Annotated in this window: 14 protein-coding genes; all 14 read right to left on the bottom strand. The window is 42.3% G+C overall.

Features of this window, described 5'->3' with window-relative positions; genetic code table 11:
* Positions 1–40: 40 nt before the first annotated feature.
* Complete coding sequence (locus tag QR42_RS04630; protein WP_039177458.1) at positions 41–925, bottom strand: GNAT family N-acetyltransferase; 885 nt, start codon at positions 923–925, stop codon at positions 41–43.
* A gap of 250 nt (positions 926–1,175) precedes the next feature.
* Positions 1,176–1,826, bottom strand: a complete 651-nt coding sequence (locus QR42_RS04625) for a response regulator (protein WP_039177456.1) — start codon at positions 1,824–1,826, stop codon at positions 1,176–1,178.
* Positions 1,823–2,968, bottom strand: a complete 1,146-nt coding sequence (locus tag QR42_RS04620) for a GAF domain-containing sensor histidine kinase (protein ID WP_039177453.1) — start codon at positions 2,966–2,968, stop codon at positions 1,823–1,825. Before QR42_RS04620 ends, QR42_RS04625 begins: the two co-directional genes overlap by 4 nt.
* Positions 2,969–3,124: 156 nt before the next feature.
* A complete protein-coding gene (locus tag QR42_RS04615) occupies positions 3,125–4,870 on the bottom strand; it encodes a phospho-sugar mutase (protein ID WP_039177450.1) in 1,746 nt (581 codons plus the stop codon).
* 135 nt (positions 4,871–5,005) lie between these two features.
* Positions 5,006–6,667: a glycerol-3-phosphate dehydrogenase gene (gene glpD, locus QR42_RS04610; RefSeq protein WP_039177448.1), complete on the bottom strand. Its 1,662-nt coding sequence runs from the start codon at positions 6,665–6,667 to the stop codon at positions 5,006–5,008.
* Between the two features lie 139 nt (positions 6,668–6,806).
* Entirely contained in the window at positions 6,807–8,303 is a 1,497-nt protein-coding gene (glpK, locus tag QR42_RS04605) for a glycerol kinase GlpK (RefSeq protein ID WP_039177444.1), read from the bottom strand.
* Positions 8,304–8,318: 15 nt separating this feature from the next.
* Positions 8,319–9,134, bottom strand: a complete 816-nt coding sequence (locus QR42_RS04600; protein WP_039177442.1) for an MIP/aquaporin family protein — start codon at positions 9,132–9,134, stop codon at positions 8,319–8,321.
* Between the two features lie 214 nt (positions 9,135–9,348).
* Complete coding sequence (locus tag QR42_RS04595; RefSeq protein WP_024425304.1) at positions 9,349–9,906, bottom strand: glycerol-3-phosphate responsive antiterminator; 558 nt, start codon at positions 9,904–9,906, stop codon at positions 9,349–9,351.
* A gap of 150 nt (positions 9,907–10,056) precedes the next feature.
* Entirely contained in the window at positions 10,057–11,397 is a 1,341-nt protein-coding gene (locus QR42_RS04590) for an aspartate aminotransferase family protein (RefSeq protein WP_039177439.1), read from the bottom strand.
* 255 nt (positions 11,398–11,652) lie between these two features.
* A complete protein-coding gene (locus tag QR42_RS04585; RefSeq protein WP_039177436.1) occupies positions 11,653–13,245 on the bottom strand; it encodes a PucR family transcriptional regulator in 1,593 nt (530 codons plus the stop codon).
* A gap of 33 nt (positions 13,246–13,278) precedes the next feature.
* Complete coding sequence (locus tag QR42_RS04580; protein WP_039177433.1) at positions 13,279–14,196, bottom strand: AEC family transporter; 918 nt, start codon at positions 14,194–14,196, stop codon at positions 13,279–13,281.
* 273 nt (positions 14,197–14,469) lie between these two features.
* Entirely contained in the window at positions 14,470–14,886 is a 417-nt protein-coding gene (locus QR42_RS04575) for a VOC family protein (RefSeq protein WP_039177432.1), read from the bottom strand.
* A 228-nt stretch (positions 14,887–15,114) separates the two neighbouring features.
* On the bottom strand, positions 15,115–16,653 hold the full coding sequence (locus QR42_RS04570) for a bifunctional GNAT family N-acetyltransferase/carbon-nitrogen hydrolase family protein (RefSeq protein WP_012009394.1): 1,539 nt from the start codon (positions 16,651–16,653) through the stop codon (positions 15,115–15,117).
* A 15-nt stretch (positions 16,654–16,668) separates the two neighbouring features.
* A complete protein-coding gene (locus QR42_RS04565; RefSeq protein ID WP_039177430.1) occupies positions 16,669–17,334 on the bottom strand; it encodes an HAD family hydrolase in 666 nt (221 codons plus the stop codon).
* Positions 17,335–17,351: the final 17 nt, after the last annotated feature.

Below are 17,351 nucleotides of genomic sequence, written 5' to 3'. Positions count from 1 at the left end.
GGGCTAAAATGATATTTATTTTAGCCCCTTTTACATACAATTAGCAGTGCGCTGTGATGGGAAACATAAAGTGGCCTTTTGCCCAATGTTCCTTTGTGTAAATAAACAATGCATCCTCGTCATTTGGCCTTGTAACCACGTGTAAACCTTCAATTGTCGTATCAGGCGTGAAATAGAAGATCACTTTCTCCGTTGTTTCCTTCACAATGCTTTCTACAACTTCTTGTACATTTGGCGTTTGAAGCGAGATGATATCAAACAAATGCATCGTTTCATTTTCTTCATTCATCAGCACAATGGTATCTAATGCTTCAATATAAAAAATGTCATCCGGCCATACTAATGTAAAATAAAACATCAATAAGCTGCTGTGATGCTGAGCATCCAGCTTCATTGAGTGAGTTTGCCGCTTTTCTGCGAAACGTTCAAGTAATGAGAGGTCTTGCTCCAATGTCAGCTTTTTAACATCTACGCCTTTTTTTATTTGAACAGCGCTTTTATTGATATTTAAGCTAAATTCACTTTCGTGATGACGGGTAAAACCAAATCTAGGATAAAAATCTAACACAGTTTCATTAGCAAAAAGAAAGATGATATCACACTCATTTTTGTATTGATCCATGATATGCTGCATTAACTTTGCCGCTAATCCTTTACGTTTATAGGCTTGATCTGTCATAACAGTGCCTATTTGAACTGCTCGATACGTTTGCCCATCAATGATCACTGACATAAGATAGACAGAAGCGTTAGAGATTACCTTCCCGTTATGTACAAAGGAATAAGGTATATATTTTTCATCCCAATAGCCTCTTTCGTACCAGTCACTAAAATCCAAATCAAATGTATCGATCGCAAGCTTATTAAAGCTCTCTTTTAATTTGACATCATGGCGATAATCACTTACTAATTCATATTTTCCCACTTTGATTCCCTCCCATTTTAAATTCACCTGTGATTGACCAGTTCATCACCTCCTATAAAATAAAAAAAGACTTGATGAGCATCCACTCGTCAAGTCTTTTACGTTTTTCTATTAGAAATTAGACTGTCCATGCTTCTCTTTTTAAGCAAAAGGGCACATCAAATAACCAACATCTGTGCTCTTTTTTATTCAATTCATTGAATTGAATGTGCGCTTAAAAGTTTTAGCATAACGACTAAAATCCTTTCTGTCATAGCAGCTCTTTTGGCTGATTTTTTTGATAATCCACTGCATACAGAGCCGCCTGGGTTCGATCTGCCAGCTCTAGCTTTGATAATACATGAGATACATGCGTTTTGACAGTCTTTTCAGAAATAAACAGAGATGAGGCAATTTCTTTGTTGCTTTTGCCCTTTGCAATCTCAAATAAAACATCTCGCTCTCTATTGGTCAGCTCTTTCATCAATGCCCATTTCTGCTCTTTTGGCTCTGTCAGATGCTGCACAAGAAAGGTCGTGATATGACCATCTAACTGATAGGTGCCATTTTGTACTTCAATCATGGTCGAAAGCAGCTTTTCTGGTGCTACATCCTTTAATTGATAGGCTTTCGCCCCTGCTTGAATAGCGGGAATCACATAATCTTTATCCGCATAGCTTGTCAGGATTACAATGCGGGTGTCCGGCATTTCCAGCGTCATTTGTTTCGTTGCCTCAATGCCATTCATGACAGGCATAGACAAATCCATTAAGACAATGTCAGGCTGAGTATCTCTGACAACCTCTAATGCCTCTTGCCCATTGGACGCCTCACCAACGATGTCCACATCAGGCTGTGTCTGTAAGAAAAACACCAGGCCTTTTCTCACAATATGATGATCATCTGCAATGACAACTCTCATGACGATCCCTTCCTTTCTTGTGAAAATGGCACTTTTACATGAATCGTTGTTCCTTTCCCTAACTCTGAATGGATACAAAATGTACCACCTGCTCTTCGGATGCGGTCAGACATCCCTTTCAGCCCAAGTGAAGGAAGGCTCATCTGCTCGTCATATTGAAAACCTTTTCCGAGGTCAATGATTTTCATCTCAAACGTGTCTTTTGATTGCTCAAGTTTGACCTCGACTTCTTCTACTTCCGCATGTTTTTGACAGTTATTCAGCGCTTCTTGACATACCCGAAACAAAGTTTCATTGTGAGAATGATCCATTTCTATACAGCCTGATAAAGATAAATTGCAGCGTAATCCTAAAAGCTGAGCATACTCTTCAATTGCTGTCGTAAACCCTTTTTCAAGGCCTCTTGGTCTCAGCTGCCAAATGAGTGACCGCATTTCAATCAGAGCGTCTTGTGACAAATGCTGAATAAAATCAATCATTTCCCCTAGATTCTGATCGCTTGTCATTTGCCGTGCAGCCTTAGCAGTCAGACTCACAGAGAATAGCATTTGGTTGACAGAATCATGTAAATCCTGTGCCAGCCGGTTTCTTTCTTGTAAAAGGGCGTGCTGCTGTTCATTTTGCACAAGCTTCATCCGCTGAATCGCTGTGCCAATTTGAAGCGCAATGCTTTCAAGCAAATTCAGCTCTTCTTGTGTAAATGTGACTTTTCCCTTTGCCGCCACATTTAATAAGCCGAACGTACGCTTACATGCTTGTAGCGGCACCGTCGCATGATGTGTAATCCCTTCTGTATCTCCAAGCTTTTGTTCAATCGCCGTTTCAATCCGTTTGCAGTTCATAATATTGGTGGCTGATTGCAATGAGCCTTTTGTGTATCGATTGATGCAATAACAATCATTTTGACACATGAGCTGTTTTTGATGCTTTGCGAGTGCTTCAGGTAAAGAAACCTCTGCCATCAGTTCATATGACCCGTCTTTTTCTATAAAATAAATCCATGCTGAATGAAAGCCTGTGACATCCATCAGCATTTGGAGCACTTCATGGAGCGTTTCTTTCATTTCCATGCCTTCATTTAGCTTTTCAGCAATTTCTTTTAACGTTTTTAATGTTTCAACCTTCTCTTGGTATTCTCCCATACTGTTTACCCCCGGCATTTGCAGCCTTCACTTATCATTACGCTCATTATACCACGAGTCCCCACGCGGCTCTTTCTTCAAAAGAATGATTTCTTCTCATCCTTTTGACTGAGAAAAAAGCCATCATGCATTCAAACACGATGGCCTTGTTTTTCGTTATTTTGCTGTTTCTTCCACAATATCATAAACGACTTTCATCACTTCTTCTGACAGATGCTTTAGTTTTTCTTCACTATCTGTTAAAGATGTGCCTTTGACTGCAATATAAAATTTCACTTTAGGCTCAGTGCCGGAAGGTCTTAAGCAGAACCACGAACCATCCTCAAGGAAATATTTCAGCACGTTTGATGCTGGCAGATGAATGGTTTCCTCTTTCTTTTCAGCCACAAGATGTCTTTGACTTGATTGGTAATCCTCGATCACTGTGATGCGCTGCCCTGCGATTGCAGCTGGGGGATTTGTTCTAAAGGTATGAAGGATCGCTGAAATCTGCTCTGCTCCTTGTTTTCCTTTTAAGGTTAATGACTTTAATCCTTCCCGATAAAATCCAAACTGCTTGAAAATATCGACAAGCGCGTCGTACAAGGACTTGCCCTGTTTTTTATAGAAGGCAGCGACTTCAACGGCTAAAAGTGCCGCTTGCACTGCATCTTTATCTCGGACAAAGTCACCGATCAAATAGCCATAGCTCTCTTCATAACCGAATTGAAACGTGTATTCTCCGCTCTTTTCAAACTGCTTAATTTTTTCTCCAATAAATTTAAAGCCTGTAAGTGTGTCTATCGTGTCGGCACCAAAAGCTGATGCTACAGCGCGCCCAAGCTCACTTGTGACAATGGTTTTCATCACAACAGGACGAGGCGGCAGCTGACCCAGCTTTTGTTTTTCAGATAATAAATAATGGAGCAGCAGGGCGCCTGTTTGGTTGCCTGTTAAGACGGTAAATTCTCCTTCGTGATCTCTGACTGCAATGCCTAACCTGTCAGCATCTGGGTCTGTGGCAATGAGGATATCGGCATTTTGTTTTTCGCCAAGCTTGATGGCATACTCAAATGCTGCATGCTCCTCTGGGTTCGGCGAGGTTACTGTTGAGAACTGTGGATCTGGTTTTTCCTGTTCAGGCACAACCGTTACATGCTGATAACCTAGAGCCTGAAGCCCGTTTCTGACAGGATGATTAGCTGTCCCATGAAGCGGAGTAAACACGACTTTGACATCGACCTCATGTGCCAGCTCAGGGTGCACACTTATGGTTTTTAATTTTTCAATATAAGCATGGTCGATTTCTTTTCCGATCATTTTGATCAGCCCTTGCTGTTTCAACGTTTCTTCAGAATCAACTGAAATCGACAGTTCATTTTCAATTGCATCTACTTCTTGAATGACTTGATCTGCTTCAAATGGAGGCAGCTGCCCGCCATCTTCACCATACACTTTATAGCCATTATATTCTGGTGGATTATGACTAGCTGTCACAACGATTCCAGCAAATGCATGCAGCTCACGAACTGCAAAGGAGAGCTCTGGTGTCGGACGCAATTCATCGAATACGTACGTTTGAATGCCTTGTGAAGCAAGTGTTTTGGCTGCTTCCATCGCAAATTCAGGCGATTTATGGCGTGAATCATATGCAATGGCGACGCCTCTTTTTTTTGCATCCTCTCCATGTTTCGCAATATAAGCAGCAAGACCTGCTGAAGCTTTACGAACAGTATACACATTCATTCGGTTCGTGCCTGCACCAATCTCACCGCGCATTCCTCCAGTGCCGAACTCAAGGTTTTTGTAGAAACAGTCTTCAAGTGCTTGCTGATCATCTTGATGCGTCTCCAGCCATTCCCTTAGTTCAGTATCCAGGTGCTTCTCATTGATCCATCGCTCATAATTCGTCTTCCAACTCATGGTCGTCCTCCTATTTCTTGCCATCATTATAAATAATATCTACTTATATTTTATATCGAATCATCCTTAATGTCATGCTATATCAAAAATTGCGATAAACAATTAAAAAAGCCGATACATGATCGGCTTTTCCTTTTATTCAGCATCAAGCGGTACGACTGCTTCATGGAATAATTGATCTAATTCTGTTTGATGTTTCTGTTTTGCTGCTTCATCCCAGCCAAAACGCTCTGCCATGTAATCAACAACAGGCTGTGCGTATTTTTTTGCCCAATTAATGTTAAATAATAGGCTTCCTGTTCTTCTTAAGAAGAAATCGACAGGTGTTACAGCTAGTTCTTCTTCGATCGCATACACAAGCTCTGCCAGCACATATGCTGGAATGTTTCGTTTGTCTGCTTCCCCTTGAAGCTGCTCTACTCGTTTGTAGACACTGCTGACGTTTGAACCATATTTTTCAGCTAGTTTTTGTGCAATCGGTTCTGTTAAACCAACAGATGCTCCTTCTGCTGTTTTCGCTTGAACAAAAGCTGCCATGTTTTTAGATCCGCCTACATGACCGCCTGAGATTGGCATATGTTTTGTTTTACATGGACCGTAATCTTTGCCAGTCTCTTGTTTCAATCCATCACGTACGAGATCGACAATATGCTCAGCCATTTTGCGATAGCCTGTTAATTTACCACCAGCAATGGTGATTAAGCCTGAAGATGATGTCCACACTTCATCCTTACGAGAAATTTCTGAAGGATCTTTGCCCTCTTCATGAATGAGCGGACGAAGACCGGCCCAGTTGGACTCCACATCTTTTTCTGTAATATTGAGATCAGGGAACATGTACTGAATCGCTTGGATAACATAGTCACGATCCGCTTTTGTCATACGCGGATGCTCCAGCTGTTTTTTGTACACTGTATCTGTTGTTCCAACGTACGTTTTGCCTTCTCTTGGAATGGCAAAGACCATACGTTTATCAGGTGTGTCAAAGTAGATCGCTTGTTTTAATGGGAAGACCGATTGGTCGAATACTAAGTGAATTCCTTTTGTATGCTGTAAGTGTTTTCCTTCTTTTGAGTGATCTTTGTCTCTAAGCTGATCTACCCATGGACCTGTCGCATTGACGATCTTCTTCGCATACACATCGTATGTTTTCTTCGTCATGACATCTTCAATGGCAACACCAACCACTTTGCCTTTATCATAAATAAATTCTTTTACTTTCGCATAGTTGACCGCTTCCGCTCCGAATTTCACAGCCTCTTTCATCACTTCGATTGTGAGGCGTGCATCATCTGTACGGTATTCAACATAGTAGCCTCCGCCTTTTAAGCCGTCCTTTTTGACAAGCGGTTCTTTTGCAAGTGTTTCTTTCGCACTTAGCATGCTTCTGCGTTCGCTATGCTTTACGCCAGCTAAAAAGTCATATACTCTCAGTCCAATAGAGGTTGAAAACTTCCCAAATGTCCCGCCTTTATGCATCGGAAGAAGCATCCATTCTGGCGTTGTAACATGAGGACCATTTTCGTATACGATGGCACGCTCTTTACCGACCTCTGCGACCATTTTCACTTCAAATTGTTTTAAATAACGAAGTCCGCCGTGCACTAGTTTCGTTGAGCGGCTAGACGTACCTGCTGCGAAATCCTGCATTTCTGCAAGACCGACACGCATTCCGCGTGAAGCCGCGTCAAGTGCTGTACCAGCGCCTGTTATACCCCCACCAATGATAAACACATCATATGGTTTTTTTGTCATTTCCTGCAGCATTTGTTCTCTTTCTAAGCTAGAAAAAGTCATCTCTTGTTCCTCCCATGTTGTACGGTAAAGAAAAAGAGACCGCAAACACCCAAAGCGTATTTCTACACTTCGGTGCCTGCGGTCTCTCCAGTTCTCCAACCGTTCTATTAACTTACTTGAAGTATACCATACTTTTGGTTTATTTGAAAGCTTGAGCTGCTTTTACAGCCTTTTTCCACCCGCTGTATAACGAGTCACGGCTGTCCTCTTCCATTTTAGGGTCAAAGCGCTTGTCAAGATTCCATTGTTTTGCAATGTCTGAACGGTCGTTCCAGAAGCCAACTGCTATTCCCGCAAGATAGGCCGCACCGAGTGCCGTCGTTTCATTAATTTCTGGACGCTCTACTGGTACATCCAGCAAATCACTTTGGAAGCCCATTAAGAAATCATTCTTTACAGCTCCGCCATCTACACGCAAAGTTTTTAATGAGATGTTTGAATCCTTTTCCATCGCATCTAAAACATCCTTCGTTTGATAAGCAAGTGATTCTAACGTTGCACGGACAAAGTGCTCCTTAGAAGTACCGCGTGTTAATCCGAATACAGCGCCTCTGACATCACTGTCCCAGTATGGTGTGCCTAGACCAACGAATGCTGGAACGACATATACGCCCTCTGTTGACTCAACGCGCTCCGCATAGGCTTCGCTGTCTTTTGAGTCTTTAAACATTCTCAGCCCGTCGCGCAGCCACTGAATCGCTGAACCAGCTACGAAAATACTTCCTTCTAAAGCATATTCAACTTTACCGTCAATGCCCCATGCAATTGTCGTTAATAAACCATGATCCGACTTAATTGCTTTTTCCCCTGTATTCATCAACATGAAACATCCTGTACCATACGTGTTCTTCGCCATTCCTTCTTCAAAGCAAGCCTGACCGAATAGTGCAGACTGCTGGTCTCCCGCCGCTCCTGCAATCGGGATATTTCTGCCGAAGAAGTGATAGTCTGTTGTTTCACCATAGATGTGTGAAGATGGTTTCACCTCTGGAAGCATAGAAGCAGGTACGCCAAGGATATCCAGTAATTCTTCATCCCATTTCAGATCGTAAATGTTGAACATTAACGTTCTTGACGCGTTGGAGTAATCTGTGACGTGTGATTGACCGCCTGTCATCTTCCAAATGAGCCATGTATCAATTGTGCCAAACAGCAAGTCGCCATTTTCTGCTTTCTCACGAGCACCTTCTACATTGTCTAAAATCCATTTTACTTTTGTCCCTGAGAAATAAGCATCAATGAGAAGACCTGTTTTATTTCTAAACGTTTCATTGTGTCCTTGCGCTTTTAACTCTTCACAAATGCCTGACGTTTGTCTAGACTGCCAAACAATTGCATTATAAACAGGTGCGCCTGTATGTTTATCCCAAACAACAGCTGTCTCACGCTGGTTCGTAATGCCGATACCGGCGATTTGATCTGCTTCAATGCCTGATTCAATTAAAGCAGTTGAAATGACGGATAGAACAGAGCTCCAAATTTCATTTGCGTTATGTTCTACCCAACCTGGGTTCGGAAAATATTGATTAAATTCCTTCTGAGCTGTATGTGCAATTTTGCCTTCTTGATCAAATAAGATCGCTCTTGAGCTTGTTGTCCCTTGATCTAAAGCGAGAATATATTTTTCTTTTGCCATGGTGTTTTCCTCCCCTTACATACTTTCATTTACAGCATTTGTTTGATTTTTCGTAGAGACATAGAGTCCTAACAATACCACAACTAAAATAACGCTTACAATCCAAAAGGCTGGAGTGATGTTCGCTTTAAAGGCTGCATTATAGAAAACACCGCCAAATGCACCGCCTAAAATTGGACCAACGACCGGCACCCACGCATACTTCCAATTCGATGGACCTTTACCTGGAATCGGCAGAATCGCATGAGCAATTCTCGGACCTAAATCACGTGCAGGATTGATTGCATAACCAGTTGTTCCGCCTAATGAAAGACCAATTGCGACAATTAAGAAACCAACAATCAGCGGATTGATTCCATCCGCGAATTTATTTGCACCAATCGCTAAGATTCCTAGAACCAATACAAATGTACCGATGACTTCACTAAGTACGTTTGCAAAAGTATGCGGAATCGCAGGACCAGTTGAGAATACACCAAGCTTTGCACCTGGATCGTCTGTTGCTTTCCAGTGCGGTAAGTAATGTAAAAAGACAATAATAGCTCCTAATAATGCGCCAAGCATTTGACCGGCAATATACATTGGTACATCAGCCCAAGGAAAACTTCCTTCTAACGCAAGCCCGATTGTCAGTGCAGGATTCAAATGCGCTCCGCTGATTCCACCTGTTGCATAAGCTGCTATGGCTACTGCAAATCCCCATCCGAAAGCGATTACAATCCAGCCGGACTGATATGCGAGCGATTTCTTTAAATTGACTGCCGCACATACACCGCCTCCAAAAATAATAAGCAGCATTGTACCTACGACTTCACCCCAAAATGGTGTCATGAAAATTCCTCCTCTGGTTCAGTTGCCATCCCCTATGAATGTGTAAAAAAGATAAAGAAAAAAGATCCACAACAAACATACTTTACATCAGGGTCATTTGTCACCTAGTAAAGCGCTGTTGTGGATCTCCGTTTCTCCATCACATGATATTAACTTAGTGCTATAGTATCAGAGGATGAAAACGTTGTCAATCAATTTTCACATTTTATCTTTTTCACTTTTGGAACGCTTTCCAAAGGGCTGTATTCGATGTTGTCACAGCTGTAGCACCTGCTTCAAGCGCTCTTTCTACATCTTCTTTTGTACGGATAAACCCGCCTGCAAATATTGGAATCCCAGCTCGCTCGCGCACTTCTGTAATGAGATCCGGCACGACCCCTGGCAATACTTCAATAAAATCTGGGCGATGTTTCCCCACGAACTCCATGCTTTTTTCCATGGCACTTGTATCAAGTAAAAACATTCGCTGAATGGCATATACCTTTTTTTGCTTGGCTTTTACTATGACTGAAGACCTAGTAGAAATAATTCCTGCCGGCTTCATTTCCTGACAAATAAATTCCGTTCCATACTCATCATGTTTGATCCCGTGAATGAGATCGACATGGACAAACATTTTTTTATGATGGGCATTTGCCTCATTCATGATGCCCTTTAGCCGGCCTAAATGGACATCAAGTAAGACCCCATATGTAAATGGACTTTTTAAAAATTCCTCAAATTGCTTCATATTGCGAACAGCAGGTAGAATGGGTTGATCATGAAAACTCATATGCCGTCTCCTTCAAAATGTATTGGTTCAGTCATCTCCTAACAGTAATAGAATCTCTTCTATTTTTCAATACACCTAGTGTATCCAATGCCGATTTTACTTAGCAGCGTATGTGCTTTTTCCATAGAAAAAAGCAGAGAAATCTCTCTGCTATAACTGTGCCATGCTTTCTTTAAGCGTGTTCATAATAAATGAGGCGTCTTCGTCTGTTATATTGAGCGGCGGTGCAAGCTGGGCAACGTTATTATAGCCGGCAACCGTATCACCATTTTTCCCAATGATCAGTCCGCGTTTTTTACATTCTGCAATCAATTGACCGACAACCTGTGGATCAGCTGGTTTTTTGGACTGTTGATCCTGGACAAGCTCAATTCCAAACAGCAGGCCTTTGCCTCTGACATCACCGACAAATGGATGCTCTTTTAACTCTTGCAAACGTTCAAGCATGTCTTGCCCAAGCGTGTCAGACCGTTCTACTAATTTCTCGTTTTCCATGATCTCTAGGTTCGCAAGGGCAACCGCACAGGAAGCAGGGTGTCCGCCAAATGTATTCACATGGCGCAGCCTGTCATACGTATCTTCCCCTGCGTAGGCTTCATAGATTTCTCGTTTCACGCACGTTGCAGAAAGAGGTAAATAGCCGCTTGTGATCCCTTTTGCCATTGTAATGATGTCCGGCTTTACATCTTCATGCATAAAACCAAACCGCTTCCCTGTCCGGCCAAAGCCGCAGATGACTTCATCCACAATGAGAAGCGCCCCATGAGCCTCACAGATGTCTTTAACCTTCTTCAAATACCCTTTTGGCGGCATCAAGATACCGCCGCCTGTAATGATCGGCTCCATAATAACTCCAGCAATGGTCTCACTTAGTTCCCACGTCATGGCTTGATCAATTGCCGCTGCACTTGCCAAAGTTTCTTGATCCTCAGGATGACGATACATATCAGGCGGTGCGACATGGATAAAGCCTTGACCTAATGGTTCATATTTATATTTACGCTGCGCCTGCCCCGTTGCGGCAAGGGCAGCTGCTGTATTGCCGTGATACGACCGATACCTGGAGATGAACTTTGTTCTTGTGCTCTCTCCTTTTTGCGCATGATATTGTTTGGCGATCTTAAATGCGGCTTCATTGGCTTCAGAACCGCTGTTAGAAAAGAAGATGACATAGTCCCCTCCAAGCCATTCATTTAGCTTTTCAGCCAATTGAATCGCTGGCACATGACTTTGCGTCAGCGGATAATAAGGCATTGTATTTAGTTGCTTATATGCCGCTTCTGCAAGCTCTTTTCTGCCATAACCGGCATTTACACACCAAAGACCTGACATCCCGTCTAAATAGCGATTCCCATGAATATCTGTCACCCATGCGCCTTCTGCCTCGTGAATAACCATGCTTTCATTTTCCTTGTTTGTCCCTTTCATATGATGCCAGATCAACTGATCATCTTTCGCCTGAATATTTTGAGCCTGCTCATGTATTTTCATCTTCCCGCCCCCATGTATCCGTTTTCATCACTAAAGAAGCTTAGACCGGTTCAGCAGCACATTGCCTCTCCATTCATTATATGGATGAAAAGGGAGGCATATGAAACTGAAACTAGGCCGCCTGTAAGAGAGAACCAACCGTTACTTTCATTATAAAAAAGGGGCTGGGCTGATTACATTAGACAGATCGTCAACTGATTGAAAAGAACGATAAGACATTCTACTCTGGTGCCTTAGCAAATCTAACAAACCTCGTTAACGGCGATTTCCTTGAAGGAATTCATATGCAAGAATCGCAAATTCAAGCGCCTGTCGTTTCGGGGCCTGCATCATATCCTCGCCAAGCAATGCATGCAATTTATCTAGTCTATGATAAAGGGTCTGCCTGACAATAAAGAGCTGGCTTGCAGTTTCCTTTTTAGAACCGTTTGTCTGTAAAAAGATATTCAGCGTTTGATAGAGTCTTCCGCTATTTTGCTTATCATATAAAAGCACAGGCTCCAAATACTCTTTCACCATACATTCAAGCAGTCCGCTTTCCTGCATGACAGGCATGAGACGGAGCATATGCAAATCTTGATAAAATGGGCTTTCCACCCGATGGGGCATCACTTTCTTTAAATGCAGCACTTCTTTGGCTGCTTGAAAGCTTTTTCTCATATGCTGAAACTGCTCACAATATGGACCGATGCCATAATTGATCACGGTTCCGCGTGGCTGCTCCCGATCATACAATTGTTTGATGTCGCTTGCAGCCTTCTCTGCACGCTCTTTCCAGTCTTCTTTCTTTCTCGTGTTCAATAAAATAAACAAGGTTTGTCCTTGATGCTCATACGGAATCAAATGGAAACCCGCACGCTGAAAGATGGAGCGGCACGATACGAGAAAATATAGATTTCCTGCGATTTCTTCGATTTGATGATGCTTTTGAAAGAGCATCACGACACAGCCGGTTGGCTTTTTCAATCCTTCTGTTTCTTCAAGATGCTCTAATATATCTCTTTCTGTATGCTCTTCTTGGAACCATTTTTGCAGCCATTCGTTCTCTTTGGTCTTCTTCAATTCTTCTGTATAAAGCTCTCTTAGCGTTTGCTGGGCCAGAGCATTTGCTCCTTTATCCATTACGAGCAGTTCAAATTCTGAGAGTGTGTTTGTTTGATGAATGAGCACAAGGTCTGCAAATGTCTGCTTGAGTGCAAGCACTTCTTTTTTGGTCACTTCGTATCCTTTTGGCAAGGAAGCAAACTGTAAATAATTCATGACCATCTCTTCGGTTTGTTTGGAGGAATCACATAAAATAATCGGCTCCCCCTGAACAGGAATGAGTAAAAGAATGCCCCTTACGTGCTGATACACTTGATCCAAAATATCCATCTGCGGATGGGGAGTCAGCAAAAGCTCATTCAGCTTTGATGATAGTGCTTCTAGATCAGCCATCATTTGATACTGGCGTTCAATCATCATCGTATGGAGATGCTGTGTGATGTTGACGAATTTCACTTCTTTTGTAAACAAAATCAGCGGAAAATCTCTTTCTTCTGCATACACAATCAGTTCTTCCGGCACATCGAATCTGAGCGGAACAAATTCAATACACAAGCCTGCCGCACCAGAATCGATCAGCTGCTTTAAAAATGCTTGAAACACATCCAATTGATCATGGAAGCCTGCGGCTGTTGTTAGTATGAGCTCTCCCCCATTTAACAAATCTTCTACAGCAGGCACTTCTAACACATGAACCCATCTGACCTGCCGAAACAATCCCTTTTCTCCTGCTAACACTTTCGCATGGGCAAAATACTTTGTTTTCAACACATCACTCACTTGAAAATGAACATCTACATTCATTGATATGTCCCCCTTTGTTTTGCCGCCTATCCCCTATCCCAGAGGGTGCATAGATAAGATCCATAATAAAACGGGTAATGTCACGATGCTTAAAACGGTACTGAGAAATGTCGTGCTTGAGACAAACTCAGGCTTCGTTCGAAATTGTACAGCCATGAGCGTAGTATTTGCTGCTGTCGGCATCGCTGCAACTAAGATCATAATTTGTTTCACTAGATCATCTACCGGTAAAATAAGTGTAAAGCCAAATGCGATGAGTGGTGAGATAAACAGCTTCAGCAATACAGCATAAGAAATGTTGCGATAATCCACTTGCTTAAAAGAAATGACGGCGAGCTGCATACCTAAAATAAGCATAATCGTCGGTATGGCAGCATCTCCCACAAGCTGGACACCCGTCATCACCTCTTTAGGTAGTGAAAGATCCATCAGCTGAAATAATAGACCGAGGAGTGCCCCATATGCAACCGGCATACGCAGCACTTTTTTCAGCACGACCTTTCCATCCCCTGCATCCTCTCCGCCCTTTGCTGCATAATACATACCGATCGTACTCATGACAAGCTGCTGCAGCACCATTAAAACGATAGCAATATCTAAACCAGCTGCTCCGAAGACAAGCAGGACAACAGGCGTGCCGTAATTCCCATTGTTCATAAATGCTGACGACAGAATCATGGCACAATACATTTCCTTCGAATAACCATAGATACGAGATAAAATAAAGACACATAAAACAAGTGAAAGACAAAGTCCGACGACAAAAATAGATAGGTACACATAGTCCATCGACACTTTGTTTTGATAAAAGGTTTCAAACGCAAGAAATGGTGACATTAAATATAAAGACATTGATGAGAGCGTATGTATGTCAAAACCAATGGCCTTCTGCCCAATATACCCGATAAGGAAAATACCGAACACTGGCAGTAAGACAAGTAAAAACTCCATGCTGCACCTACTTTTCTCTAGATGAATTCCTATTTTTTGTTTCCTCATAATCATACCACTGTTAAACAATAAAAAAGAAGCACCCTTATGAAAGGCCGCTTCTGATTATTGACAAAGGGCTAAAATGAGCCCTTTGTCTTCTTTTCAGCGTGATTGAAAACCTTTGCAGTCTAGAAAGGACGAGTACCGAAGCGGAGCGAATTTGACATTCGTGAGCATCGGATCGCAGGCCTGACACCGAATGCGAGGGTTTGTCTACACGCTGAAGCACCCTTATGAAAGGCCGCTTCTCTCCTCATCCAAATAGAACACTTCCCACAAATGACCATCAAGATCCTGAAAGCTCCAACCGTACATGAACCCATGATCCTGCTTTTCCTTAAACGGTGACCCGCCTGCTGCCTTCGCCTGCTCCACCAGCTCATCGACCTCTTTTCGGGAATCAACCCGCATAGAGACAATGACCTCTGATCCCTGCTTTGCATCCACCAATTGTTTCTCTGAGATGGTTTGAAAATGCTTATGGGTTAACAGCATGACCGTAATGGTGTCACCAATGACCAAACAAGCTGCCTGATCATTCGTCAGCTGCTCTTGAAAGTCAAAACCCAGCTGCTCAAAAAAAGCCTTTGATTCCTTGACATGCTTTACCGGTAAATTGATATACAAATGTTTAGCTTGTCGCCCCATTTTCCTCTCCTTTTTGAACACATGATCTCGTTTCAGTATATTCAGATTTTGCTCGAGCATCCCTTTATCACATGAAAAAATAAGCTCTCCTCTCTCTTAGCTTATTTTTACAATACATTATGATGAATCTTGAACAGGTAGCAGCGAAAGCCTTAGCTCGTCCAGCTGCTATGTCATTTTAAAAAATGTCATCAAAAAGAAGCGCCTTATGATAGGCGCTTCTTTTCATTATTTCTTATATTCAATATGGTACACATCTCTTCTTCGGTCTTTGAGCTGACGTACCGTTCCATCTTGCCGCTGTCTTCTTAAAATTTCTAAATCGACATCGCCAACGACAACCATTTCTATATTCGGATTACATTCTCCTACAATCCCATCTCTTGCAAATTCAAAGTCAGATGGGGCAAAAATCGCTGATTGTGCATATTGGACATCCATATTTTCGGTTTGCGGAAGGTTTCCGACAGTTCCAGAGATGACGGTATAAATCTGATTTTCAACCGCTCTTGCCTGTGCACAATAACGCACTCTTAAATAACCTTGACGGTCTTCTGTACAGAACGGAGTAAAAATAATTTTTGCTCCTTTATCAGCTGCAATCCGAGCCAGCTCAGGAAATTCAATATCGTAGCAAATTTGGATCGCAATTTTACCACAGTCCGTATCAAATACCCGAACCTGATCACCTGCTGAAATCCCCCACCATTTTCTTTCATTCGGTGTGATATGGAGCTTATATTGCTTTTCAATCGTTCCATCACGTCTAAATAAATAGGCGATATTGTAGATTTTTCCTTCCTCTTCAACGAAATGGGATCCACCAATGATATTAATGTTGTACTTCACAGAAAGGTCTGTGAACAAATTAATGTAGTCCTCGGTATATTCCGTGATACGCTGCACTGCAAGACTTGGGGAGCGCTCTTCTAAATAAGACATGAGCTGCGTTGTAAAAATTTCTGGGAAGACGGCAAAGTCAGCTGACGCATCTGATGCGACATCAACATAATACTCCACCTGATTCATAAATTCCTCAAAGGAATGAATTTGTTTCATCGCATATTGAATGACGCAAATACGAACTGGGAATGCCGATTTATAATATCTTTTCGATTGCGGACGATAATCGACGTTGTTCCATTCCATTAGCGTCGCGTATGTGCTGGATGCCTTATCATCCGGCAAATAATTCGGATTAATCCGCATGAGGCTGAATTCATTTAACAGCTGAAAAGATAAAACAGGATCATAAATTTGGTGAAGCATGACCTGCTCCACATATTGACGAGGCGTCATTTCCTCTTGGTATTTATGATAATTCGGGATGCGTCCACCAATAATGATACTTTTCAAATTTAATCTTCTTGCTAAGTCTTTTCTTGCTTCATATAAACGATGGCCAATTTTCATGCGGCGGTACTCAGGACTAACCATAACCTCAATTCCGTACATATTCATCCCATCTGGATTATGGTTTGTAATGTACCCATCATCTGTGATGTCCTGCCAAGTATGACGGTCATCGTATTCATCAAAGTTAATTAATAAACTTGAACAAGAGCCAATGATTTCCCCCTCAAATTCAGCACAAAACTGCCCTTCTGGGAAATGTTCAAGATGGCTTTCAAGATGCTCTCGTTTCCAAGGGTCCATGCCCGGAAAGCATACCTCCTGTAAGGCAATGATTCGGTCAATATCTTCTTCCCGGATATTACGGATCACCATTCTTTTTTCAAACCGCGTTAAATCGAGTTTTTCTGCCATGATGTTTTTGCCCCCTTACTGATCCTCTTTTTCAAGCTGATGGAATAGCTGGAGCAATTCGATTTCAGCCATGGATTCTAATCTCACATCGTATTCTTCAAATTGCAGCGTGCTCGTCACTTTGTTTGGGACGATGACGCATTTCATGCCTGCCCGTTTGGCAGCCACTGATCCATTCACTGAATCCTCAAAAGCCACACAATCCTTTGGCTCTACACCTAAGCAGCTTGCGGTTTGCAAATAAAGCTCTGGATGAGGTTTGACTTCTTCCACATCATCTGACGTACGGATACATTCAAAGTAATCAAAAAGACCAATTTGCTTCAGGTGATCAGACACCCATTTATAGTCTGAGCTGGAAGCAAGTCCAATCTTGATCCCAAGCTCCTTCGCTGCCTGTAAATAAGCTTCTACGCCAGGTCGTGCTGATTCATCCTTTATTCTCTTTTGAAAACGAGAACGCCGGTCCGCTGTGAGTGCCTCATGATCGAGCGTCTTTCCTAGCTGTTTTTCCAAGTATTCAAACGGCTTAAAGCCTGCCTGCGTCCCGATGACGTTGCCCCAAACGGAAAGAGGCAGCTCTGACTCATGCTCCGCAAACATTTCTTGTAATACTTCATATTCATGTGTTTCTGTATCTAAAATTAATCCGTCAAAATCAAATATAATCGCCTTTACCAACGAGGCCACTCCTTTTT

It is taken from the genome of Bacillus sp. WP8 (assembly GCF_000800825.1).
Classification (GTDB): Bacteria; Bacillota; Bacilli; order Bacillales; family Bacillaceae; genus Bacillus; species Bacillus safensis.
The sequence above is the reverse complement of the archived record's forward strand: the minus strand, read 5'-3'. Positions and strand labels throughout refer to the sequence as shown.

What these genes read in the sequence shown, in the direction of transcription:
- QR42_RS04625 (WP_039177456.1), bottom strand. Translation starts at nt 1,826, where the DNA reads ATGAGAGTTGTCATTGCAGATGATCATCATATTGTGAGAAAAGGCCTG.
- QR42_RS04620 (WP_039177453.1), bottom strand. Translation starts at nt 2,968, where the DNA reads ATGGGAGAATACCAAGAGAAGGTTGAAACATTAAAAACGTTAAAAGAA.
- QR42_RS04615 (WP_039177450.1), bottom strand. Translation starts at nt 4,870, where the DNA reads ATGAGTTGGAAGACGAATTATGAGCGATGGATCAATGAGAAGCACCTG.
- glpD (WP_039177448.1), bottom strand. Translation starts at nt 6,667, where the DNA reads ATGACTTTTTCTAGCTTAGAAAGAGAACAAATGCTGCAGGAAATGACA.
- glpK (WP_039177444.1), bottom strand. Translation starts at nt 8,303, where the DNA reads ATGGCAAAAGAAAAATATATTCTCGCTTTAGATCAAGGGACAACAAGC.
- QR42_RS04600 (WP_039177442.1), bottom strand. Translation starts at nt 9,134, where the DNA reads ATGACACCATTTTGGGGTGAAGTCGTAGGTACAATGCTGCTTATTATT.
- QR42_RS04595 (WP_024425304.1), bottom strand. Translation starts at nt 9,906, where the DNA reads ATGAGTTTTCATGATCAACCCATTCTACCTGCTGTTCGCAATATGAAG.
- QR42_RS04590 (WP_039177439.1), bottom strand. Translation starts at nt 11,397, where the DNA reads ATGAAAATACATGAGCAGGCTCAAAATATTCAGGCGAAAGATGATCAG.
- QR42_RS04585 (WP_039177436.1), bottom strand. Translation starts at nt 13,245, where the DNA reads ATGAATGTAGATGTTCATTTTCAAGTGAGTGATGTGTTGAAAACAAAG.
- QR42_RS04580 (WP_039177433.1), bottom strand. Translation starts at nt 14,196, where the DNA reads ATGGAGTTTTTACTTGTCTTACTGCCAGTGTTCGGTATTTTCCTTATC.
- QR42_RS04575 (WP_039177432.1), bottom strand. Translation starts at nt 14,886, where the DNA reads ATGGGGCGACAAGCTAAACATTTGTATATCAATTTACCGGTAAAGCAT.
- QR42_RS04570 (WP_012009394.1), bottom strand. Translation starts at nt 16,653, where the DNA reads ATGGCAGAAAAACTCGATTTAACGCGGTTTGAAAAAAGAATGGTGATC.